The 21,603-nt window shown below is 62.8% G+C and carries 20 protein-coding genes and 1 tRNA gene; 10 read left to right on the top strand and 11 right to left on the bottom strand.

All coding sequences use genetic code 11. The features are described from left to right. Positions 1–200: 200 nt before the first annotated feature. Entirely contained in the window at positions 201–2,264 is a 2,064-nt protein-coding gene (locus ACP146_RS16125) for a ribonucleoside-diphosphate reductase subunit alpha (protein WP_422367772.1), read from the bottom strand. 231 nt (positions 2,265–2,495) lie between these two features. Here ACP146_RS16125 and ACP146_RS16120 point away from each other — a divergent pair, with 231 nt between their 5' ends. Next, entirely contained in the window at positions 2,496–3,254 is a 759-nt protein-coding gene (locus tag ACP146_RS16120; protein WP_422367771.1) for an SOS response-associated peptidase, read from the top strand. A gap of 56 nt (positions 3,255–3,310) precedes the next feature. On the opposite strand, the gene ACP146_RS16115 is transcribed toward ACP146_RS16120, so the two are convergent. After that, positions 3,311–3,736 carry a BLUF domain-containing protein gene (locus ACP146_RS16115; RefSeq protein WP_422367770.1) on the bottom strand — a complete coding sequence of 142 codons (426 nt, stop codon included), beginning with the start codon at positions 3,734–3,736 and terminating at the stop codon, positions 3,311–3,313. 301 nt (positions 3,737–4,037) lie between these two features. Then, positions 4,038–5,087 (bottom strand): peptidoglycan-binding protein, encoded by a 1,050-nt coding sequence (locus ACP146_RS16110; RefSeq protein WP_422367769.1) that lies wholly within the window; start codon positions 5,085–5,087, stop codon positions 4,038–4,040. Positions 5,088–5,431: 344 nt separating this feature from the next. On the opposite strand from ACP146_RS16110, the gene ACP146_RS16105 reads away from it, so the two are divergent. The 3 genes from ACP146_RS16105 to ACP146_RS16095 all read left to right on the top strand — a co-directional run bounded on the left by ACP146_RS16105 (position 5,432) and on the right by ACP146_RS16095 (position 8,304). Then, entirely contained in the window at positions 5,432–6,409 is a 978-nt protein-coding gene (locus ACP146_RS16105) for a sulfurtransferase (RefSeq protein WP_422367768.1), read from the top strand. Between the two features lie 50 nt (positions 6,410–6,459). Then, positions 6,460–7,680 (top strand): YeeE/YedE family protein, encoded by a 1,221-nt coding sequence (locus ACP146_RS16100; RefSeq protein WP_422367767.1) that lies wholly within the window; start codon positions 6,460–6,462, stop codon positions 7,678–7,680. A gap of 414 nt (positions 7,681–8,094) precedes the next feature. Continuing rightward, positions 8,095–8,304, top strand: a complete 210-nt coding sequence (locus ACP146_RS16095) for a hypothetical protein (RefSeq protein WP_422367766.1) — start codon at positions 8,095–8,097, stop codon at positions 8,302–8,304. 46 nt (positions 8,305–8,350) lie between these two features. Here ACP146_RS16095 and ACP146_RS16090 read toward each other — a convergent pair whose 3' ends face one another. Further along, entirely contained in the window at positions 8,351–8,836 is a 486-nt protein-coding gene (locus ACP146_RS16090; RefSeq protein ID WP_422367765.1) for a PaaI family thioesterase, read from the bottom strand. A 40-nt stretch (positions 8,837–8,876) separates the two neighbouring features. After that, a complete protein-coding gene (locus ACP146_RS16085) occupies positions 8,877–10,655 on the bottom strand; it encodes a monovalent cation:proton antiporter-2 (CPA2) family protein (protein ID WP_422367764.1) in 1,779 nt (592 codons plus the stop codon). A gap of 190 nt (positions 10,656–10,845) precedes the next feature. On the opposite strand from ACP146_RS16085, the gene ACP146_RS16080 reads away from it, so the two are divergent. Further along, a complete protein-coding gene (locus ACP146_RS16080) occupies positions 10,846–11,151 on the top strand; it encodes a metalloregulator ArsR/SmtB family transcription factor (RefSeq protein ID WP_422367763.1) in 306 nt (101 codons plus the stop codon). Positions 11,152–11,164: 13 nt separating this feature from the next. On the opposite strand, the gene ACP146_RS16075 is transcribed toward ACP146_RS16080, so the two are convergent. Continuing rightward, positions 11,165–11,896, bottom strand: a complete 732-nt coding sequence (locus tag ACP146_RS16075; protein ID WP_422367762.1) for a hypothetical protein — start codon at positions 11,894–11,896, stop codon at positions 11,165–11,167. Positions 11,897–12,039: 143 nt separating this feature from the next. On the opposite strand from ACP146_RS16075, the gene ACP146_RS16070 reads away from it, so the two are divergent. Beyond that, complete coding sequence (locus ACP146_RS16070; RefSeq protein ID WP_422367761.1) at positions 12,040–12,681, top strand: LysE family translocator; 642 nt, start codon at positions 12,040–12,042, stop codon at positions 12,679–12,681. 3 nt (positions 12,682–12,684) lie between these two features. After that, the gene (locus tag ACP146_RS16065) at positions 12,685–13,671 is read left to right on the top strand and encodes a DUF2332 domain-containing protein (protein ID WP_422367760.1); all 987 of its coding nucleotides are present in this window, start codon (positions 12,685–12,687) and stop codon (positions 13,669–13,671) included. Between the two features lie 57 nt (positions 13,672–13,728). Here ACP146_RS16065 and ACP146_RS16060 read toward each other — a convergent pair. Then, a tRNA-Val gene (locus ACP146_RS16060) sits at positions 13,729–13,803 on the bottom strand. A 479-nt stretch (positions 13,804–14,282) separates the two neighbouring features. Between ACP146_RS16060 and ACP146_RS16055 the strand changes: the two genes are divergently transcribed. The 3 genes from ACP146_RS16055 (at position 14,283) to glmS (ending at position 19,618) form a co-directional block, all read left to right on the top strand. Further along, the gene (locus ACP146_RS16055; RefSeq protein ID WP_422367759.1) at positions 14,283–16,061 is read left to right on the top strand and encodes a histone H1-like repetitive region-containing protein; all 1,779 of its coding nucleotides are present in this window, start codon (positions 14,283–14,285) and stop codon (positions 16,059–16,061) included. 297 nt (positions 16,062–16,358) lie between these two features. Further along, positions 16,359–17,735 (top strand): bifunctional UDP-N-acetylglucosamine diphosphorylase/glucosamine-1-phosphate N-acetyltransferase GlmU, encoded by a 1,377-nt coding sequence (glmU, locus tag ACP146_RS16050; protein ID WP_422367758.1) that lies wholly within the window; start codon positions 16,359–16,361, stop codon positions 17,733–17,735. 59 nt (positions 17,736–17,794) lie between these two features. Continuing rightward, positions 17,795–19,618, top strand: coding sequence for a glutamine--fructose-6-phosphate transaminase (isomerizing) (glmS, locus tag ACP146_RS16045; protein ID WP_422367757.1), 1,824 nt, complete (start codon positions 17,795–17,797; stop codon positions 19,616–19,618). Positions 19,619–19,623: 5 nt separating this feature from the next. Here the strand turns inward: glmS and ACP146_RS16040 are convergent, their stop codons facing one another. From ACP146_RS16040 to ACP146_RS16025, 4 genes are all read right to left on the bottom strand, one after another. Beyond that, on the bottom strand, positions 19,624–20,094 hold the full coding sequence (locus ACP146_RS16040) for a plastocyanin/azurin family copper-binding protein (protein ID WP_422367756.1): 471 nt from the start codon (positions 20,092–20,094) through the stop codon (positions 19,624–19,626). 90 nt (positions 20,095–20,184) lie between these two features. Next, positions 20,185–20,520: a hypothetical protein gene (locus ACP146_RS16035; RefSeq protein ID WP_422367755.1), complete on the bottom strand. Its 336-nt coding sequence runs from the start codon at positions 20,518–20,520 to the stop codon at positions 20,185–20,187. 136 nt (positions 20,521–20,656) lie between these two features. After that, positions 20,657–21,001 carry a hypothetical protein gene (locus ACP146_RS16030; protein WP_422367754.1) on the bottom strand — a complete coding sequence of 115 codons (345 nt, stop codon included), beginning with the start codon at positions 20,999–21,001 and terminating at the stop codon, positions 20,657–20,659. Between the two features lie 189 nt (positions 21,002–21,190). Then, complete coding sequence (locus ACP146_RS16025) at positions 21,191–21,523, bottom strand: hypothetical protein (protein ID WP_422367753.1); 333 nt, start codon at positions 21,521–21,523, stop codon at positions 21,191–21,193. Between the last annotated feature and the right edge of the window lie 80 nt (positions 21,524–21,603).

The following is a 21,603-nucleotide window of genomic DNA, read 5'->3' as shown; positions in this document are numbered from 1 at the left end:
GGCGCCCGGTCTTCAACGACGGGCTGCCGTTCAGTGTTCTGGGCCTTTTGTTCCGCCAACGTAACGTTGGCTAAGGCCTTTGGCAGGTGAGGCCGGCGGTCCCCCCGAACCGCCGGCCTCTGAGCCCCGAAGCATCCCCAATAAACTCTGGTTCTTCGAAGGCTAACTCTGACGGCCCTAAGGGGCCGCGTTATCGGTGCTTACTGACAGGCAAGGCACTCCTCGTAGTCCGTCGCGTTGGCCGCGGGCGTTTCCTTGGAGGATATCTTGCCGAGGTGCGGCACGGTGGCGGCGGCGCCGGAGATCTCCGAGGATTCGGCCCGCTGGATCGACTTGGAGCGGCAGTAGTAGAGGCTCTTCACGCCCTTTTTCCAGGCCTGGTAGTGGATCTGATGCAGGTCGCGCTTGTGCACGTCCGCAGGCACGAAGACGTTTAGCGACTGGCCCTGGCAGATGAACTCGGAGCGGTCGCCCGCGTGTTCGATCAGCCAGCGCTGATCCAACTCGAAAGCCGTCTTGAACACGTCCTTTTCATCGTCACTGAGGAAGTCCAGGTGTTGGACGGAGCCTTCGTTGACGGTGATCGAGGTCCAGACCTCTTCGGTGTTCTGGCCCTTTTCCTCCAGCAGCGCGGTGAGGTGCTTGTTGCGCACGTTGAAGGAGCCGGAGAGGGTCTTGTGGGTGTAGCTGTTGGCGGCGATCGGCTCGACACCCGGCGAAGCGCCGCCGCAGATGATCGAAATCGATGCCGTCGGCGCCACTGCCATCTTGTTGGAGAAGCGCTCCATGATGCCGAACTCTTCGGCATCCGGGCAGGCGCCGCGCTCTTCGGCCAGCTTGCGCGAGGCCGCGTCGGCGCCTTTGCGGATATTGGCGAAGATCTTTTTGTTCCAGACCTTGGCCATGACGCCTTCCATGGGAATGCCGTTGGCCTGCAGGAAGGAGTGGAAGCCCATGACGCCGAGGCCCACGGAACGTTCGCGTGCCGCCGAATACTTGGCGCGGGCCATGGAATCCGGTGCGTTGTCGATGAAGTCCTGCAGCACGTTGTCGAGGAAGCGCATGGTGTCTTCGACCAGCGCCTCGTTGTCCTGCCACTCGAAATAGGTCTCGAGGTTCATCGACGCCAGGCAGCAGACCGCGGTGCGGTCGACGCCGTGGTGGTCGATGCCGGTCGGCAGGGTGATCTCGCTGCAGAGGTTCGACATTTTCACCGTCAGGCCGGCCAGCTTGTGATGCTCCGGGATCTGCCGGTTCACATGGTCGCCGTAGATGATGTAGGGCTCGCCGGTTTCGATGCGGGCGGTGAGGATGCGGATCCAGAGATCGCGCGCCTTCACCTTGCGGATGACGGCGCTGTCCTTGGGGCTCAGCAGCCCCCATTCCTCATCCTTTTCGACGGCGCGCATGAAGGCGTCGCTGATCACCACGCCGTGGTGCAGGTTGAGGGCCTTGCGGTTCGGGTCCCCGCCGGTCGGCCGCCGCATTTCGATGAATTCCTCGATCTCCGGGTGGGAGACGGGGATGTAGCAAGCCGCCGAGCCGCGCCGGAGGGAGCCCTGACTGATCGCCAGGGTGAGCGAATCCATCACCCGGATGAAAGGGATGATGCCGGAGGTCTTGCCGTTCTGGCCGACCTTCTCGCCGATCGAACGCAGGTTGCCCCAATAGCTGCCGATGCCGCCGCCGCGCGCCGCCAGCCAGACGTTCTCGTTCCACAGGCCGAGAATGCCGTCCAGGCTGTCGCCGGCTTCGTTCAGGAAACAGGAAATCGGCAGGCCGCGCTTGGTGCCGCCGTTGGACAGCACCGGCGTGGAGGGCATCAGCCAGAGCTTGGAGATATAGTCATAGAGACGCTGGGCATGGGCGCTGTCGTCGGCGTAGTGGGCGGCGACGCGGGCAAAGAGGTCCTGAAAGCTTTCGCCGGGCATCAGATAGCGGTCGGTCAGGGTCGCCTTGCCGAACGCGGTCAGCAGGTCGTCGCGCTCCCGGTGAATGCGGACCTTGATGCCCCGCTCGTTCTGGAACTCGTCGCGGATCTGGCCGTTGCCGAGCAGATCCTCGGTGTCTTCCGATTCGGCGGAGGCGGATTCGCTCGCGCCCTCAGCCTTCACGGCATCGGCCTCAGCCGCCGCCGTATTCAGGTGTTTCGCGGCGTGATCGGGTTGCATTTCGACAGGCGCTTCGTTATCCACAACACCCGGGTTGGCTTCGACCTCGGCGTCGACAGCCCGGTTGCGCGCGAAAATCCCCGATCCATCCATGTTTGTATCCCCTCAGTCCACAGCTTGTGGAAAATTCAAATGTGAAAACGGAGCGTAACTCCACTACATCTTGGGTTGATGCCCCTGGCCCCACACCAAATGTGGACCAAATCTATCCAGCTGTCTTGATTCTGTCATCGTGAACAAAATAAGAACATTAATCATAGTAGCGCTTAGGGCTTTTCCCGCAAGGGCAGAGGCGCGGTTACCCACAAGAAAGCTGTCTTTGCTATGTGCGGCCGCTTCCTGCTGACAACGCCCTTGGCGGCCGTGCGCCAGCTTTTCGGTTTCCCCGAGATGCCGAATCTGACCGTGCGCTTCAACATCGCTCCGGGGGAGCCGGTGGCGGCAATGCGGTTGGGCGAAGACCTGCAGCGTCACTTCGCCTGGCTGCAGTGGGGCCTTGTGCCGTCTTGGTCGAAAGAGGGCCGGGCCAATGATGGCGCGGCCAATGACGGCAAGGCGGTTGGCGCGCGGCCGATGGCACCGCTGATCAATGCGCGTGCCGAGACCGTCGCCGAGAAACCATCGTTTCGCGCTGCGTTCCGGTCTAGGCGTTGTGTGGTTTTCGCTGACGGCTTTTACGAATGGCGGCAGGGCGGCAATCGTCAGCCCTACCATGTTCGTCTGTTGGAGGGTGGACCTTTCGCTTTTGCGGCGATCTGGGAACCTGCAGGTGTGGGCAGCGATGCCAACAGCAACCAGGGCCGGGCCAGGGACACCTGTGCGCTGATCACCACGGCGGCCAACGAGGTGATGGCGACGGTCCATCACCGCATGCCGGTTATTCTGTCGAAAGATGATGTCGGGCAGTGGCTCGACCCGGCCAGCAGTCCCACGGCCCTCAAGCCTTTGTTGCGGCCCTTGCCGGGCGAGGCGCTGGCCCTGACCCCTGTCTCGAAACGGGTCAACGCGGTCAGAAACGATGATGCCGGATTGCTGGAGGAAGAACGCCTGCCCGAAGCGCCTTCTCAAATGAACTTGTTCTGATTTCCGAAGTTTTCCGGACCACCGGCCGCTAGCCGATCAGCCGCCGCCCCGCCACATCACGCGTGGTCGCGCAGACCCTTGCTGGTGCGGTAGAAGCTCTCCATGAATATGACAATCTCTTCGGGCGCTTCTTCGGGCAGGGTATCGCGGACGGAGTTCTTGCAGAGATCGATGGCGCCGGACAGCTCCGCCTGTTCGTCTTCGCTGAGGCGGTGGAAGCCCATCGACCAGTCGGTAAAGATACGCCGGTCGTAAAGGCCGGCGAAAAGCCGCATCACGCCGGAATGCCTTTCGTCTTTTTCGATGTGCCGGTAGAGGTCTTCAACCACCCCCTGCTCCCCCTCCAGGTACTGCAGGAAGTGGCGGTCGACATAGAGCAGCAGGCCGGAGACACCCAAATCGATGTTTTTTTCGCGCGCAACCGACAGAATGGCCTCGAGTTCCTGCTCGCCCATCGCCTGTTTCGACGTGCTTATGTACATGAGCCGATAAACCGGAACTGGCAATGATCCCCCGCATTGTTGTTTCGCGCTGCTGCAACGCAACCTGCGGCACAACTCCTAAGGCAGTATTAATCATACCGTTAATTGCCAATCAATCAAACGGGCGAGACGCGCGGGTCTTTGCAGACGGTTATCTGTCCGTGCCGAAGGCCGATTTGTCATGGCAAAGAGAATGCCAAATACCGGTGGCCTTTAGACTTCCAGAATACAGCCGAGAAAGCCGATTTCGGCTGGCCTCCCGTTGGCCGCCGGCGCTCTCACTTCGATTTCCGCTCAGGACTCAGGCTGTATTCTGCTGGCTTTCGAAAAGGCGCTGCAGCAACTCAGGCGTAATCTCCGGATCGCTGTCTCCAAGGCCAACACTTTTCTGATAGGCGTCGATCGCTCCACGGGTCCGCGGACCCGGCAGCCCGTCCACACTGCCCGCATTGAAGCCGAGTTGGTTCAGGCTGTGCTGAACGAACATAACGGTCGGTTTGTCGGCAAAGACTTGATCGCTCTGCGGTTCAAAAGCCGCCGCGCGGGCTTTACCGACTTCCAGTTCGCGTGCCGACATGTTGTTGGCGATGGCGGCGCGAATGTCTTTCGCATTCGCATGGCCCTTCTGTTCTGCGATAGAAAGCCAGCCATAGCCCGCGGGCAGGTTGGTCGGCAGACCCAGCCCGGCAGCCTGGATGACTCCATAGGAAAAGGCGCCGTCCAGATGTCCCTGTTCGGCGGCCTTGCCGTACCAGCGCGCAGCCCAGGCGAGGTTCTTGGTCACACCGCGTCCGTTGGCATAACATTCAGCCAGGAGGAACTGAGCCGGGGCATAATTCTGATCGGCGGCGTTCTCCAGATATCCTGCAGCGCGGACAAAATCCTGCTCGACGTCATCACCGTTATAGTAGGCCGCGCCGACGACATACTGCGCCCGCGGTTCACCGCGCGCGGCTGCCGCATTGATCCACTTTGCGCCAGCGCTTAAGTCCTGATCGACGCCGCGCCCCTGGTTGTAGGCCTCGCCAAGTTCGAAGGCGGCGGGGCCATGGCCCCGTTCGGCTGCTTCCTTGAAGCGGATGATGGCTTCGTCTTCGGCGCCGCCCTGCCGCAGGCTCAGACCTTCGTCATAGAGCGCATTCAGGGCCGCCGTATCCACCAGGGCGGCCTGTTCGCTGCTGGCTGCCGGTGTTCCGTCGCTGGTCAGCGCGCCCGACATGCCATCGTTAGCGCCGTCCAAGGCGTCCTTGACTTCCGTGCAGGCGACGACCACCGGGCCCAGCAGGACAAGGGCGGCGGCGGCTCTGAAGCCACGTCCGGTATAGCGTCCGGCATAGCGATTGCTGATCATTAAAGTATCCCTCCGAAAATACGGCTCTCCCAGCCGTGCTGCCGCTTTCCGGTCAGACGATCGCCAACTCAGGCGATCACCAACCGAAATAATGCCAACGCCGGGAATGCCCGGTGCCGGCACGGCAAAAGCACAACACATATTCCCCCATCAAAGGACCGCGCGGCAAAACAACAAATCGCCAGCGGTCCGTAACGTCACAATTTTCTTTCAATCGACTGTCGCGCGATACCGCAAGGGGCAAAATAGCGGCATAAATAACATTATTTATTTGTTATTTTAGAAAAATTTACATCGTGTAATGATTAATTATCGAATGATCGTTGATGACGGAAGGGCCGCAGATGTCTCAGATCGACTCACCACAACGGGGCCGTCTCCGGGCCGCCGGCGAGGCGGTTTTGGCGGCCTTTTTTCTGCTGGGCGCCGTTTTGGCGCAGCCTTCGCCCGCGCCCGCCGCCGGGAGTGTTGAGCCGCTTGTCGATGTTGATTGGGTGAAGGCCAATGCCGCGCGGGATGACGTCCGTCTGCTGGACATCCGCAACAAGATCGGCGGCGGGTCGGCTGCGGTCTTTGCCGAGGGTCACATCCCCGGCTCCGTCTACAGCGACTATCTGCGGGACGGTTGGCGCAGCAAGCGCGACGGCGTGCCCGGTCAGCTTCCGCCGGTTGCCGATCTGGAAGCGCTGATCGGCGGCCTTGGCATCGGCAACGACGACCATGTGGTCATCGTCGCTGCCGGTGCCAGCGCTCTGGAGATGGGCAGCGCCACCCGGGTTTACTGGACCTTCAAGGTCCTGGGCCACGATGCGGTTTCAATCCTCGACGGCGGTTACCGCGCCTACGCGGCTGATCCGTCGAACCCGGTTGCCCGCGGTCCGTCGAGCCCTGAAGCCACCATCTTCACAGCCGATTTCCGGCCCGAGATGATCGCCGACCGCAACGATGTCGCGGCTGCGATGAAGGCCGGGACGGTGCTGATCGACAACCGGCCGACTGCCCAGTATCTCGGCCAGAGCAGTCATCCGGCGGCTCAGCGCCCGGGCACCATTCCCGGGGCGGTATCGGTCCCGGAGAGTCAACTGACCGACGACAAAGGCCGCTTCGTCAGCAGCGGCCGGGTTTCCGAACTGCTGCAGGCCGCCGGTGTCGGCGCCGAGGACGAAGGGGCGATCACCTTTTGCAACACCGGCCACTGGGCTTCGCTGGGTTGGTTTGCTCAGAGCGAAATCCTCGGCCGCAAGAACGTACGCCTCTATGACGGATCGATGGTCGACTGGACGGCCCAGAAGGACCTGCCGATCGAAGTGAAAGGCCAGTAGCACGCCAAGAACCACCCCTTACAGCGGCATGGAGAAGTGACCTGGCTGCCATGACAAGCCTTGCAGATGCAGTTCACCGGCCGGACTGGCGCGTGTCGGGCCCGGCGCTTGTGTTGCTCGCCGCCGGCGCCCTCTATATCGCCGAAGGCGCCAGCGGCAAAATGGCCTGGCTTTACATCCTGGGCGCGGCGCTGGGGCTGGTCCTCTATCACGCCGCCTTCGGGTTTGCGTCCGCCTGGCGGGTTTTCATCGCCGAGGGCAGGGGCGCCGGCCTGCGCGCTCAAATGGTGATGCTGGGCTTGGCAAGCCTGTTGTTTTTTCCGTTGATCGATCACGGCTCTTTTCTCGGCCAGCCGGTCGGCGGCGGAGCGGTGGCACCCTTGGGCATATCGGTCGCGGTCGGTGCCGCCATCTTCGGCGTCGGTATGCAACTGGCGGGTGGCTGCGCCTCCGGCACCCTCTATACGGTCGGCGGCGGCTCGACCCACATGGTCTTTGCACTGATCTTTTTCATGATCGGCTCGCTCATCGGTACCGCCCATATGCCGTGGTGGATTGAGACCGCAAGCTGGGGCAGCGTTTCCATCCTGCGAGAGTGGGGCCTGTTTCAGGCCCTGGCGGCGCAGTTGGCGCTTCTGGCAGCGATTGCCGCATTCACGCTGTGGGTCGAACGGCGCCGCCGTCCTGGCGCAGCGGCATCCGGGACCGTCGGGCCGACGGGATGGCGCCGGCTTGTTTCCGGCCCCTGGCCGCTGCTCTGGGGCGCTGTCTTGCTGGCGGTCCTCAATGCCGTGACCCTGGTCTCCGCCGGTCACCCCTGGACAATCAGTTTCGGCTACACGCTCTGGGGCGGCAAGCTGGCCAGCGCCGCGGGTCTTGACCTTTCCACCTGGGCGTTCTGGACCTGGCCTTTTCCGAGCCGTGCATTGGCGGGCTCGGTGTTCGCGAACAGCACCTCGGTGATGAACTTCGGCGTGATTGTCGGCGCTCTGCTGGCCGCCGGGCTTGCCGGAAAGTTCAATCCGGCCTGGCGGCTGCCCTGGCGCAGGGTGCTTGCCGCGGCCCTGGGTGGTTTGCTGATGGGTTACGGCGCGCGTCTGGCCTATGGCTGTAACGTCGGCGCCTACTTCAGCGGCGTCGCCTCGGGCAGTCTCCACGGCTGGCTGTGGTTTGCCGCGGCGCTGGGCGGCAGCTACCTGGGCAATGCCCTGCGGCCTTTCTTCGGCATGGATGGTGGCTTTAGGGGCCGAAGGGTACCACAGGCTGCCTAGAGCCTGGGCTTTGGCCTCGATCCCAGGGATGTGACCCAAGCGCGCACGTTAAGCGCGAAGCTTGGCGCGCCCTGCATATCATGGTTGGCAATCCCCACCGAGTATCCAGGAAGTCAATCCCAAGTTCTTGTCATGGTTGCGAAGAAGCGCGCCTTTGCCGTACGGCTTGGCTCTTAACCCCTTGAAATACTTGAATCCAAAACCCAAGTAACCCCTATGAGCCAGACATCTTTGAAAAAGCCGGAAGCCGTTTCCCGCCAGGATTCAGTGATTCGAAGCTGCCTTAAATGCCGCGACCACTTTGAAAGCACTTGGTCGGGAGAACGCATCTGTAAGCGATGCAAATCCACGGCTGCTTGGCGCGAGGGCTAGGCCGGCTGAACCGTTTTGCGCGTTGCCGGCGTATGTAAGACTATGACGACGAAACAACCCCTCAGCCCCTACCTCCTGAAGCCGTTGCGCAGCCTCGAAGAGGTGTTGCGGGAACGCCACCTGACCGGCCGCAAGGCGGGGGTCAGCCCTGGCCGCAAAGCGGTGGTTGGTGGCCGTGCCGTCGATAACATGCCTGCCGCCGACAACAGCAATGACCGCCAGGCGGCGCCGTTGCGCTTCGGATCGGGTTGACGCCGGCCTGCCGCCATCGGCGTGCTTTCTTGGCTGAGGCGTTTTTCTAAATCGGAAGAATCATACAGGTGGTCGTGCCGTGCGCGTAAAGCTTGCCGGCATCATCAACAAGCTTGGCCTCTGCCGTTGCTGAGCGTCGGCCGCGATGGATCACTTGGCCTTGCGCCAGCACATCACCGGTCGCCTCGGTCATCGCCCGCACCAGATGCACCTTGAATTCCATCGTTGTGTAAGCTTCGCCGGCTTCCAGGGTGCTGTGCACGGCGCAGCCCAGGGCGGAATCGAGCAGTGTGGCCGCGTATCCGCCGTGCACGGTGCCCAGGGGATTGTAATGGTGAGAGCCGGGCGTGCCGCGAAAGACCGCTTCTCCATGCTTTGCGGAGATGAGGGCGAAGTCGAGGGTCTCCGCCATGGGGGGCGGCGGAAAGCGGCCCTCCACCATGCCCTGAAGCAGGGCGAGACCGGATATCTGCCTTACCGTCTCCAGCGGGATCAGTCCACGCCTCGGCTTGTTGCTGCCTTCCGGGCTCATTGCCGCACTCTCCTCGATCCGTCCCTCGTGCCGCGTCCGATCATTCCGCCGCCTCCGTCCGGGCATCATGATCGAACAGCTCTTCCAGTTCTTCGGCGGCCTCCTTTGCCATGTAGATCATTTTCTCCTCGTCATTGTGTTCCGCATGCTGGGCGACAAGGCGACGCTCGTCATGCTCCTGAAAGGTCTTCACGCTGCGTGCCGCTTCCGTGGCCGGCAGGCCGAGCCCGGCAAGAACGGCCTGCGAAAGATCCAGGCTGGCGTGCAGGGTCTCGCGGCGGATGTTGGTGATGCCCAGATCCATGAGCTGATGGGCGTGCTTGCGGTTTCGCGCTCTGGCATAGATGGTCAGGTTCGGAAAGTGCTCGGTCACCGTAGCGGCCGTTTGCAGCGACGCTTCGACATCGTCGATGGCCAGCACGAAGATCACCGCCTTGTCCGCCTGGGCCGCCCGCAGCAGATCGAGCCGCGACGCGTCGCCATAGTAGATCTTGTTGCCGAAGCGTTTGACGAAGTCGACCTGTTCGGCACTCACGTCGAGCGCCGTGAAACCGATCTTCCTGGCGCGGAGGATGCGGGCGATGATCTGCCCGAAGCGCCCGAAGCCGGCGATGATGACCTGGTTTTCTTCCATGTCTTCAGGCTTGGTCGGTGTTTCCTCCTGGCTTTTACCGCGGCCGGACAGCCAGCTGTTGGCCGCGGCGAGCAGCGGGGTGGCCGCCATTGAAAGGGTCACCACGACGATCAGGAGATCTGCCAGGCCGTTGTCCATCAACTGTGCGGCGACGGCGATGCCGAAAATGACGAAAGCAAACTCACCGCCTTGAGAGATGGCTGCCGCCAGATTACGGGCCGAGGTCCAGTTCAATCCCGCGAAACGTCCCAGCACGGCCAAGATCAGCCCTTTGGTCGCCATCAGGAAAATCACCCAGCCGATGATCTCCAAGGGGCTTTCGAAGATCAGCGAGATGTTCAAGGACATGCCGACCGCAATGAAGAAGAGGCCGAGCAGCAATCCCTTGAAAGGCTCGATATCCGCTTCCAGGGCATGGCGGTATTCGGAGTCCGCCAGCAGCATGCCGGCCAGGAAGGCACCGAGCGCCATGGAAAGACCGATGGACTCCATGATCAGGGCGGTGCCGGTCACCGTCAGCAGCGCCATGGCGGTGAAAATCTCCCGAACCTTGGTGAGGGCGACGATGCGCAGTGCATAACGCAGAAAGTAGCGGCCGCCGACGATGACCGCGGCGAGCACGGCCACCACCTTGGCCGCTTCCAGCCAGCCGCTGCCGCCGCCGCTGTCGCCACCGGCCGGTGCGAGAAGGGGGATCATCGCGATCAGCGGGATAACCGCAAGATCCTGGAATAGCAGAATGGAAAAGGCCGAGCGGCCGTGCCGCGTGGTCAGCTCGTTCTTCTCGGCCAGGCTTTGCAGGGCAAAGGCCGTGGAAGACAGCGACAGGCCGAGGCCGATGATGATTGCCGTCTCGATGGTGAGGCCGTAGATCAGGGCCGCCAGTCCAAGGGGAACGGCGGTCACCATCACCTGCGCCAGCCCTAAACCGAAGACGGATTTGCGCATGGCCCAGAGGCGGCTGGGTTGCAGTTCCAGACCGATGACGAAGAGTAGAAGGACGACACCGAACTCGGCAAAATGGAGAATCGCATCGACTTGGGAGATCAGACCGAAGCCGCCAGGGCCGATGGCCAGGCCGGCGGCAAGGTATCCGAGGATCGCCCCAAAGCCGAGGCGCTTTGACAGCGGCACCGCCACCACGGCGGCGCCCAGGAAGATGGCTGCTTGAGGAAGAAGGGCCAAAGGGACGCTCCGTTTGGGTCTGGGGGCCAGGCAACCGGCCCGGTTCACCGGTCCTTCGGTATAATGGCTGGAACGCCGGATGTCTGCCGTCTTGCCTGGCTTCCACCCTGGCCCTATATATTGATTAGTTAAGCAGCTAAATCTCAGGGGCCCAAGGCGGCCTGCAGACCAAAGCGCGGAAAGGTAAGATATGGAGAAGGTCTTTCAGGCGTTGTCGTCGACGGTACGGCGTAAGATCCTGGCCTACCTCTCCGCCAGCGAGTTGACGGCAGGGGATATTGCCGAGCGCTTCGACATTTCCAAGCCCTCGATCTCCAAGCATCTTTCTATCCTGGAAAACGCCGGCCTGATCGCCGGCGACAAGCGCGGGCAGTTCATTCACTACCGGCTGGTCGAGGAGAACCTGGTGAACACCCTGAACGGTTTCGTTCAGGAAGTCTGCCCGGTCTCGCGCCCCCTGAAGCGCGAAAGCCGTCGCAAGGCAACGGCTCGCTAAAACAGCACTTTCTTCAATAAGCTTTCTTCGCGCCCTTGCGGATGGCGATGCGCAGGTCTTCCGGCATGCCCCAGGAATAACGTGTCAGGATCTCGCGATAGAGCTGGGGCCACATCGGGCTTTCCGGGTCTTGAAGCCTGCTTTCGAACCGGCGCAGAGCCTGGCCGATCTCGGCCACGTTGTTGTAGTCCGGCCAGATACTGCGGGCGTTGTCGAAGGCTTTGATGGCGGCGGCGACGTCGTGATCGATCAACGCCTGAAAGCCGCGCCTTTCGGCGGCCTTTGCGCGGGCCGCGATGCTGTCGGCGGCGGGCGGTGACGACGGCGCCCGGCTCGGCAGCGCGCTTGGCGGTGGCGGTGGCCGGCGGGTCTGCTGAACGCTTTGAACCTCCGCGATTTCGCGGGTCAGGTTGCGTTCCAGGTTGGCAAGCTTGGCATCGATGTCCTCGGCGATCTGCGGGCTGGCGGCATTGTCTGAGCCGCTGGCCTGCTGGGCCTCCAGCAGTACCCGGACATCGGCGATTTCCGCCAGGGCCTGGGATTCGATCTGTTCGACCTTGGCGCCGATCCGGACCCCGAAAACGTCGATCTCACGCTCGAAGATCAAGGTTCGGACGTCGTTCTGATAGACGAGGACCACGACAATGGCGACCAGGGGCCACATGAAGGCACGGATGTAATCTAGAACCAGCCGGCCCAAGACGTAGTCTTTCCCAATGAGCGTTTTCCCGGCTTCACTTGCCATTGCTCTCCACCCCACACAGCTCAAAGCGGCGGGGAACAGGGTACGCTGAGCTACGCCGAGGGTCTGTGGCCAAACCCACATTCTCCGCGGTAGACTGCCTTCCGTTCACGGAAGACCATTGCAGAAGTTTAGGAGAACGCCCGGTGCCGCTGGGACTGACCGAAATACTCGCATTTGTCGTGGTGGCCGCCTTGCTGGTGATGTCGCCGGGCCCCAACGGCGTGCTGATCGCCAAGACCGTGCCGGCCTCGGGCCGCAGCGGCGGTTTCGCCAATATCGCCGGCTTTGTCATTGCCTTTTACGTCCACGGCGTTTTGTCGATCTTCGGCCTGTCGCTGATTCTGGTCCAGTCGGCGGAGTTGTTCCTGATCGTCAAGCTTCTGGGGGCGGCCTACCTGGTCTGGCTCGGCGCCAAGGCCTTGTGGGAGGCTTGGAAGGGCGCGCAGCCTCTGCCGCAGGCGCCGACATCCTCGGCGCGGCGGCGCGGCTGGCTGAAGGCTTTTGGCGAGGGCTTCCTCACCAATGCGCTGAATCCCAAGGTTTCGATGTTCTACCTTGCCGCTTTCCCACAGTTCATCCCGACAGGTGAGGGGGCGGTGACGGCCGCCTTCTTCCTGGTTTTCCTGCACGCCATGCTCAACGTGCTGTGGTTCGGCGTCATGGTGCGGCTGTTCGCCAGGCTGTCGTCCGGGCTGCGCAGCGGCGCCTTCCGGCGCTTCATCAAGGCGCTGACCGGCACGGTCTTTGTGGCCTTCGGCGCAAAGCTCGCCCTACTGCGGCTGTAGGTGATGACCGGCGATGCCGCTGTTCTTGAAGAACTGTCGCAGAGCTATCGAAGATTCGCCCAGGCTGAGGCGCACGGTGTATCGGCGGTTTACGAAGATCTGGCACTCTTCATTGGAGACTCACCGGAGCTTCTAGGTTTCATCGCCACGTTCCCCGATGAGCGCCGGCAACCCAACTTGTTCCTGGCTGCCGTGCGGCACCTGGCCGGGGTGCCGGCAAGCGGCGACGGTCTGGTCAGGGTTGTCCGCGAGAGGCCGCAGGATCTGCGCCGGATCATGCTGAAGCGGACCACACAGACCAACGAGCCGGCGCGCTGCGCCACCCTGCTGCCGCTTCTGGCGCGGTTGCCGCAGCCCCTGGCATTGGTGGAAGTCGGCGCCTCAGCCGGCCTATGTCTGTTGCCGGACAGGTATGGCTACGACTACGGCGATGTTTCCCTTCGGCCTGAACTGCCAAGCGGGACCATGCCGCCGGAGTTCCCCTGCAAGGTGGGTGGCAACACGCCCCTGCCGATGGCCTTGCCCAGGGTCGTCTGGCGCCGTGGGCTGGACCTCAATCCGCTTGATCCAGGCTCACAGAGCGATGTGGCTTGGTTACAAACGCTGGTCTGGCCCGGCCAGGAAGAAAGGGCCGAGCGTCTCCAGGCAGCCGTAACCGTTGCCCGTCAGGACCCCCCTAAAGTCCAGCGGGGGGACCTCTTCGTCGATTTGGACAAAATCATCGAGGCTGCGCCTGATGAGGCGACCCTGGTCGTCTTCCATTCCGCCGTTCTTGCCTATATCGGCGAGGAGGAGCGCCGCGAAGCTTTTGCTGAGAAGATGATGAACGCCTCGGCGGTTTGGATCAGCAATGAATCGCCCAGGGTCTTCCCGCGTATTGCGGCGCAGGCGCCCCCGTCACCGACCGAGGGCAGTTTTCTTCTGTCGATTGACGGTCAGCCGGTCGCCTGGACGGGACCGCATGGCCAGAGTCTCGACTGGTTCGCTTGAGCTTGAGGCGCTTTTCGACGGTTTTGGGTTTGGAGGCAGGATTCTGTGGCTTTGGAATGGTGGGCGATACTGGGATTGAACCAGTGACCTCTCCCGTGTGAAGGGAGCGCTCTCCCGCTGAGCTAATCGCCCGCACTGATGCCGCCGGATGGCGTCCGGTGGCCATGACGGCCCGTTTCGCGGTGGCGTGGTTTAGGACAGGCGCCCGGACCTGTCAAGGCGCCCGGATTTTCGCCTTTTTAGGGCATTTCCAATGGATGGCGGGGCCTTCTCGTTACACTGAAGAAACGACTGAGAAGACGCCCGGCGGGCCGCAAGTTAATCCATGAAATAGCCTTGGCTTGTCTTAGGTGCCAGGACCGGCTCTGAGCCGTGGTTTGCCATCTCGAAATCCCCGAAATCCAAGGAATGCTGCGGCTGAACCGTCCTTAATGAAGCCTGAAGTCGTCGCGCCTCTTATCCTCAATTCGACCTAAGTCTGGAATACTGGCTACTGTCCGCCGTCTATGAACTGCGGATTTCGGTAATCTTTTATTAATGCAATAGGGATATGACCCTTTCTTATTAGCCGAAATCCACTTGGGTTTACAGAGTTTGACGAGGAAATAGCAATGGCTATCACTAGCAAACAGGCTTCCCGGAAGTCTGGTACTAAGGCGGTGCGTAGAACCGCCGCCAAGAAGACCACGGCGCGCCGTAAGACCACGGCTCGCAAGACGGCTGCCCGGAAGTCGACGGCCCGGCGGACTACGGCCCGCAAGACCACGGCCCGGAAGACGACGGCTCGTAAGAGCCCGGCTCGGAAGACGGCGGCCAAGAAGCGCGTTGTGAAGAAGACCACCGCTCGGAAGACGACGGCTCGCAAGAGCCCGGCTCGGAAGACGGCGGCCAAGAAGCGCGTTGTGAAGAAGACCACCGCCCGGAAGACGACGGCTCGCAAGAGCCCGGCTCGGAAGACGGCGGCCAAGAAGCGCGTTGTGAAGAAGACCACCGCCCGGAAGACGACGGCTCGCAAGAGCCCGGCTCGGAAGACAGCGGCCAAGAAGCGCGTAGTTCGCAAGAGCGCCGCGCGGAAGACGACCGCTCGCAAGACCACGGCTCGTCGTAGCCCGGCTCGCAAGACGGCCGCCAAGAAGCGCGTAGTTCGCAAGAGCGCCGCGCGGAAGACGACCGCTCGCAAGACCACGGCTCGCCGCAGCCCGGCTCGCAAGACGGCCGCCAAGAAGCGCGTAGTTCGCAAGAGCGCCGCGCGGAAGACGACCGCTCGCAAGACCACGGCTCGCCGTAGCCCGGCTCGCAAGACGGCCGCCAAGAAGCGTGTAGTTCGCAAGAGCGCCGCGCGGAAGACGACCGCTCGCAAGACCACGGCTCGCCGTAGCCCGGCTCGCAAGACGGCCGCCAAGAAGCGCGTAGTTCGCAAGAGCGCCGCGCGGAAGACGACCGCTCGCAAGACCACGGCTCGCCGCAGCCCGGCTCGCAAGACGGCCGTCAAGAAGCGTGTAGTTCGCAAGAGCGCCGCGCGGAAGACGACCGCTCGCAAGACCACGGCTCGCCGTAGCCCGGCTCGCAAGACGGCCGCCAAGAAGCGCGTAGTTCGCAAGAGCGCCGCGCGGAAGACGACCGCTCGCAAGACCACGGCTCGCCGTAGCCCGGCTCGCAAGACGGCCGCCAAGAAGCGCGTAGTTCGCAAGAGCGCCGCGCGGAAGACGACCGCTCGCAAGACCACGGCTCGCCGCAGCCCGGCTCGCAAGACGGCCGCCAAGAAGCGCGTAGTTCGCAAGAGCGCCGCGCGGAAGACGACCGCTCGCAAGACCACGGCTCGCCGTAGCCCGGCTCGCAAGACGGCCGCCAAGAAGCGCGTAGTTCGCAAGAGCGCCGCGCGGAAGACGACCGCTCGCAAGACCACGGCTCGCCGTAGCCCGGCTCGCAAGACGGCCGCCAAGAAGCGCGTAGTTCGCAAGAGCGCCGCGCGGAAGACGACCGCTCGCAAGACCACGGCTCGCCGTAGCCCGGCTCGCAAGACGGCCGCCAAGAAGCGCGTAGTTCGCAAGAGCGCCGCGCGGAAGACGACCGCTCGCAAGACCACGGCTCGCAAGAGTCCGGCTCGCAAGACGGCCGCCAAGAAGCGCGTAGTTCGCAAGAGCACCGCGCGGAAGACGACCGCTCGCAAGACGGCGGCCCGCAAGCCCGCGGCCCGCAAAACGACGGCTCGCAAGACGACTGCCCGTAAGGCTATCGCCCGCAGGACGCCTTCCCGTAAGGCTATTGCGACGCGTCGCCTGATCGCAGCTCGTCTGGCATCTTCGCGTCCGTCAACGGCCAATCGCATGGCTGCGATTGCCAGGGCGACCCGCACGAGTTCCTACCGGAACGGCATGGCGCGGCGCTAATACTGACGCGATTTCGGCTTATTGAGTGCAAAGCAGGAGAGGGCGGATACCCAGCGGTATCCGCCCTCTCTCTTATTCGGATCGGGGAGCGGATACCTGGCGGTTTCCGCTCTCTGTGGCTTTCGGGTCCTTCCTTGAAACAAACCGCAACAGCCTGTAATAAGCGGCAACAATTGTTGATTTGCTGGGAAAAATTGGCCTGTGGCACTCTCCGCCCGGTTCAAGTGAAACGACTCCGGTCCTGGAGACTTCCGTCCGGCTTATCATCAGCACTGATTTAGATTTGACGATTCCACCATGTCAGACCGTAAACTCGCCGTCGTAATCCTGGCTGCCGGCAAAGGCAGCCGCATGAAGTCCGACCTGCCCAAGGTGCTGCACCCGGTTGCCGGCCGTTCCATGCTGCGTCACGTACAGTCCTCCGTCGCTACGCTTTCGCCGGAAGAAACCGTCGTTGTCATCGCCCCGGGCATGGCCGATGTCGAGGCGGCGGCGGCCCCCAGTCGTTGCGCCATCCAGGCCAAGCCGCAAGGCACCGGCCATGCCGTTGCCGCGGCCCGGGAGGCGCTGGAGCCTCTGCTCGGCATCGTCGAGACCGAGGTCCTGGTGGTCTTCGGCGACACCCCGCTACTGACCGCGGAGACGCTGAACCGGATGGTGGCGGCGCGCGCCGAACCCGGGGCGCCGGAGATTATCGGCCTGGGTTTCCGGCCGGAGGACCCGGCCCACTATGGCCGTATCATCCTGGACGACTCCGGGCGGGTTGAGAAAATCGTCGAATTCGCCGATGCCGACTCAGCGCAGCGCCGGATCAGCCTTTGCAATGCCGGTATCGTTATCGGCCTGGGCCGGCGCCTTTTCGATCTGATCGAACGGCTCGGCAGCGACAACGCCCAGGGCGAATACTACCTGACCGACATTTTCGGCCTGGCCCATCAGGACGGCCGCCCCGCCGGCGTGGTGGAGTGTCCGGCGGAAGAAGTACACGGGGTGAACTCACGAGCCGATCTGGCGCTGGTCGAGGGTGTGATGCAGGATCGTCTGCGCCGCCGGGCGATGGATGCCGGTGTCACCCTGATCGACCCGGCGACGACTTGGTTTTCCGCCGACACGCGGCTGGGGCGTGACGTAACCGTGTTTCCCTCGGTGTTCTTCGGACCCGGCGTCACGGTGGGGGACCGGGTGGAGATCCGCAGTTTCTGCCATCTGGAGGGGGCGAAGGTCTCCGACGACTCTGTCCTGGGACCCTTTGCCCGCCTGCGTCCGGGCGCCCGGCTGGCGGAAAAGACCCATGTCGGCAACTTTGTCGAAATCAAGAATGCCGAACTCGGGACCGGCGCCAAGGCCAACCATCTGAGTTACATCGGCGATGCCAGCGTCGGGGCGGGGGCCAACATCGGTGCCGGCACCATCACCTGCAACTACGACGGCTATGCCAAGCATCGCACCTCCATCGGGGCCGGAGCCTTCATCGGCTCGAACACCGCTCTGGTGGCCCCGGTGGATGTGGGGCCCGGTGCCTTGATCGGCGCCGGCAGCACCATCACCAAGGATGTGCCCGGCGATGCCCTGGCGGTGGCGCGTGGCGAGCAGCAGCAGCGCCCCGGCAAGGCGGCGCAGTACCGGGCTGAGCAGGAAGCGAAGAAGATCGCGAAAGACGGCAAGAAGGGCTGAATTCCGAACCGCCTTAAAGCGCTTCGGCAGCGTCAGGTAAACGAGAGGATCAAGGATATATGTGCGGCATCATTGGAATCATCGGTACCGCCCCCGTCGCCCCTCTGCTGGTCGACGGCCTGAAGCGACTGGAATACCGCGGCTATGACTCCGCCGGGATCGCGACGCTGATGAACGGCTCCATCGATCGCCGCCGGGCCGAGGGAAAGCTGGTGAACCTGGCCGAGCTGGTCGAACAGCAGCCGGTCGAAGGCACCATCGGCATCGGCCACACCCGCTGGGCCACCCACGGCCGGCCGAGTGAGACCAACGCCCACCCCCATGCCAACGAACGCGTCGCGGTGGTCCATAACGGTATCATCGAGAACTTCAAAGAACTGCGCGGTCAATTGGCCGAGGCGGGCCACAGCTTCGAGACCGAAACCGACACTGAAGTGGTGGTCCACTTGGTGCGCGATTACCTGGAAAAGCAGATGTCGCCGCAGGAGGCGGTTGCCGCCACCTTGAAGCGCCTCGAAGGGGCCTTTGCTTTGGCGATCATCTTTGCCGGCCGTCATGACCTGATGATCGGCGCGCGCCGCGGTTCGCCGCTGGCGGTGGGCTACGGCGACGGCGAGATGTTCCTGGGCTCCGACGCCCTGGCGCTGGCGCCGCTCACCGACCGTATCTGCTATCTGGAGGAGGGTGACTGGGTCGAACTCACGAAAGAGAGCGCCCAGGTTCACGATGCCGACGACCGGCCGGTGGCGCGAGAGGTCAAACAGACCGCGCTTTCCGGCGCCATGATCGGCAAGGGCGAATACCGCCACTTTATGCAGAAGGAGATTTTCGAGCAGCCGGCGGTGATCGGCGATACGCTGCACTCCTTTCTCGATCCGCTGAAGGGATCGGTGCAACTGCCGGACCTCGATATCGACTTTTCGGCCTTGCCGCGGATTACCATCTCAGCCTGCGGCACCGCTTCTTTCGGAGGGCTGGTTGCCAAATACTGGTTCGAGCAGATCGCCCGCCAGCCGGTCGAGGTGGACATCGCCTCGGAGTTTCGCTACCGCGAAGCGCCGATGCCCGAGGGCGGGCTCGGCCTGTTCATCTCTCAGTCCGGTGAGACCATCGATACCCTGGAGGCGCTGCGCTATGCCAAGCGCTGCGGACAGACCATCCTGTCTTTGGTCAACGTGCCGGAGAGCGCCATTGCGCGGGAGTCCGATGCCGTGCTGCAGACCCTGGCCGGACCGGAAATCGGCGTCGCCTCGACCAAGGCCTTCACCACCCAGTTGACGGTGCTCGCCTGCCTGGCGCTGGCCACGGCCCGTGCCCGGGGCAGCATCGACGCGGTCCGTGAGGCCGCGCTGTCACAGGCGCTGCTGGAGGTGCCCGCCCGGGTGGCCGAGGTGTTGAACCACGACACCACCATCCGCATGATCGCTGCGGATGTGATGGAGGCGCGCGATGTGCTCTACCTCGGCCGTGGGGCGCTCTATCCCATCGCCCTGGAAGGCGCCCTGAAGCTGAAGGAGATCAGCTACATCCATGCAGAGGGCTATGCCGCCGGCGAGATGAAGCACGGGCCCATCGCCCTGATCGACGAGGATGTTCCCATCGTTGTCTGTGCACCGGCCGGGCCGTTGTTCGAGAAAACCGCGGCCAATGTGCAGGAGGTTATCGCCCGCGGCGGCAAGGTGATCCTGATTTCCGATGCCGAGGGCATTGCCCGCGCCGGCGACGAAGCCGCCCACGTGATCGAACTGCCGAAGGTCGATCCCTTCGTGGCGCCGCTGCTCTATACACTGCCGGTGCAGCTTCTGGCCTACCATACGGCGGTGCTCAAAGGCACCGACGTCGATCAGCCGCGCAATCTCGCCAAGGCGGTCACGGTAGAGTAGAGAGGCTAAAGGGAGCCTCGATACCTTTCGATCAAGGCGCGGAAAGATGCTTTCTCGCGGCTGGAAGCCCGCATTGCGTCGATTCTCTCCTCAAAATCAGCCCCGATCTCCGGGTTGCCGACGACGACCAGCAGGGTCATGCCATAGGTTCCGTGGCGGCGGCAGGTGAAGCCGTAGAAGCCCTCCTGTTCGAGCGCCACCTCGACCCTTGGTTTGTTGGAAATCGCCACCTTTGGGGCCTGCTCGGGCCAGAACTGAGGAATGCTGTGAACGGTGTGGTGGGACCGCGAATTCAGAAATATCAGCTTTTCCCCAGGATCCAGTTTCACCAGATCGGGTGAGAATCGAAACATCTCATGGGCCGAGCGGGCCCGGGGATCGGTAATCTGATCGACCTCTATGGTTTGATCGGCGGTGGCCCAGAACGGATTCATGATCAGGGCCATGGTCGCGGCGGCGAGAGCGAGCTTGCGCATCGATTGACGGGTTCTCCCTTCCGAGTTGCCTCGGATCGTGCATCCGCATGACTTATGCGGATGATTCGCTCTACCCAGAGGTTTAGGGAACTAGTAACGCTGCATGCCGTCAACCCTGCAGTCGCCGGTCGTGTAAACCTGTTGAATCATACAGGTTCGGGTCATGTGGATCATCACATAGCCGCTGCAGGAGTTCCGCCGGACCCAGGCATCCCAGGTATAGTTGGTTGCTGACTTTGCGCCTTTTCCACGGCGCATTACCCTCACCGACTTCACGTCGTCCTGCGGAATCGACATGCCGGCAAGGGATTCATTGATCTGCGCCTCGCACTGAAGCGCCGCGGCGGCCGGAGTGGAAGCTGCCAGCAAGCTGGCCGCTGCCGGTAGGGAGATCAGACAGGCAAAGGCAAGGATGCGGAAGAGCATGGCGATATCCCGGAAATCAACTACCCAGGTTTTAAAACTGGGGTCGATCACACGTCATGCCAAGCCCTGCAACTCAGCTCTGCGCAATTGTCAGAGCTGATCGGGCAAATGCCCCATGTGATGTCTGGAGTCGGGTCTAATAGTTGGCGAGCCCCGGAACCGAGCAGTCGCCGCGGGTGTAGGCCTGACGGACAAAGGCGGCTGCGCGGTTCATGACGACAACCACATAGCCGCTGCAGTCGTTGAGGCGCACCCAGGCCTCCCCACCGCGGATATCCGGGCCGGCCCGGTCGTCTTTGCGCCGAAGCAGGACGATGCGGATGGATCGTATATCCGTTTCCGTGATGTCCAGCGTGGCCAGATGCGCCCGCGCCTTTGCCTCGAAGCGGTCGTCGCGGCTGTCGGCAGCGGCATTCTCTGCACCCAGGAACACCGCGATCGCGAGTGCGGCAAGCCAGACACCAAGGTTTGTCTTGATCATTAGAGTTCGACCTCTTTCCCAAATTACGCTTTGGCTTTCAAATAGGTCGGCGCTCGGAAATTCCCAGTCACGGACCGGTGACCAGAGCAGTGTTGGCGGAGGGTGGCTCGGCTCCGGCAATCGGTCTTGCCAGCCCACAGGCTGTCTTTGCCTTCAGTTCGGCCGCTCTTGGTGTCCCGCGGCGGAGCCTTAGTAGCGGGTCACACCCTCAACGGCGCAGTTACCCCGGGTGTAACTCTGGCGGACGAAGCAGGACCGGGTCATGTCGATCACCAGGTAGCCGCTGCAGGACTTCAGCCGGACCCAGGCCCGTACGCCCAGCAACTCCGGCCCCTGGTCCCCGCGATTGACGATCCGCTCGTAGCGCAGGGAGACGATCCGCTCTTCGGGGTCAAACGGCAGGCTCCGTATCTCGGCTTCGGCCCACTCGGCGCAGTTTGGAAAAGTCTGGGCGAGGGCCGGCGACGCTGCAGCGCCCGGCAGGAAGCAGACGAACGCAATGACCAAAAGTCGGCGGAGCATACGGAAGCCTCGTTGATCGGCGGTAGTGGCTTTGCGACGGATGACGGAGATCGCAGGAAGTTGCCGGCGGAGACCTTGGA

The organism is Pelagibius sp. (assembly GCF_965249265.1).
GTDB lineage: Bacteria > Pseudomonadota > Alphaproteobacteria > Kiloniellales > Kiloniellaceae > Pelagibius.
This window is presented reverse-complemented; position numbering and strand designations above follow the sequence as displayed.

Coding starts and splice junctions, on each gene's coding strand:
- ACP146_RS16125 (WP_422367772.1), bottom strand. CDS start 2,264: ATGGATGGATCGGGGATTTTCGCGCGCAACCGGGCTGTCGACGCCGAG.
- ACP146_RS16120 (WP_422367771.1), top strand. CDS start 2,496: ATGTGCGGCCGCTTCCTGCTGACAACGCCCTTGGCGGCCGTGCGCCAG.
- ACP146_RS16115 (WP_422367770.1), bottom strand. CDS start 3,736: ATGTACATAAGCACGTCGAAACAGGCGATGGGCGAGCAGGAACTCGAG.
- ACP146_RS16110 (WP_422367769.1), bottom strand. CDS start 5,087: ATGATCAGCAATCGCTATGCCGGACGCTATACCGGACGTGGCTTCAGA.
- ACP146_RS16105 (WP_422367768.1), top strand. CDS start 5,432: ATGTCTCAGATCGACTCACCACAACGGGGCCGTCTCCGGGCCGCCGGC.
- ACP146_RS16100 (WP_422367767.1), top strand. CDS start 6,460: ATGACAAGCCTTGCAGATGCAGTTCACCGGCCGGACTGGCGCGTGTCG.
- ACP146_RS16095 (WP_422367766.1), top strand. CDS start 8,095: ATGACGACGAAACAACCCCTCAGCCCCTACCTCCTGAAGCCGTTGCGC.
- ACP146_RS16090 (WP_422367765.1), bottom strand. CDS start 8,836: ATGAGCCCGGAAGGCAGCAACAAGCCGAGGCGTGGACTGATCCCGCTG.
- ACP146_RS16080 (WP_422367763.1), top strand. CDS start 10,846: ATGGAGAAGGTCTTTCAGGCGTTGTCGTCGACGGTACGGCGTAAGATC.
- ACP146_RS16075 (WP_422367762.1), bottom strand. CDS start 11,896: ATGGCAAGTGAAGCCGGGAAAACGCTCATTGGGAAAGACTACGTCTTG.
- ACP146_RS16065 (WP_422367760.1), top strand. CDS start 12,685: ATGACCGGCGATGCCGCTGTTCTTGAAGAACTGTCGCAGAGCTATCGA.
- ACP146_RS16055 (WP_422367759.1), top strand. CDS start 14,283: ATGGCTATCACTAGCAAACAGGCTTCCCGGAAGTCTGGTACTAAGGCG.
- glmU (WP_422367758.1), top strand. CDS start 16,359: ATGTCAGACCGTAAACTCGCCGTCGTAATCCTGGCTGCCGGCAAAGGC.
- glmS (WP_422367757.1), top strand. CDS start 17,795: ATGTGCGGCATCATTGGAATCATCGGTACCGCCCCCGTCGCCCCTCTG.
- ACP146_RS16040 (WP_422367756.1), bottom strand. CDS start 20,094: ATGCGCAAGCTCGCTCTCGCCGCCGCGACCATGGCCCTGATCATGAAT.
- ACP146_RS16035 (WP_422367755.1), bottom strand. CDS start 20,520: ATGCTCTTCCGCATCCTTGCCTTTGCCTGTCTGATCTCCCTACCGGCA.
- ACP146_RS16030 (WP_422367754.1), bottom strand. CDS start 21,001: ATGATCAAGACAAACCTTGGTGTCTGGCTTGCCGCACTCGCGATCGCG.
- ACP146_RS16025 (WP_422367753.1), bottom strand. CDS start 21,523: ATGCTCCGCCGACTTTTGGTCATTGCGTTCGTCTGCTTCCTGCCGGGC.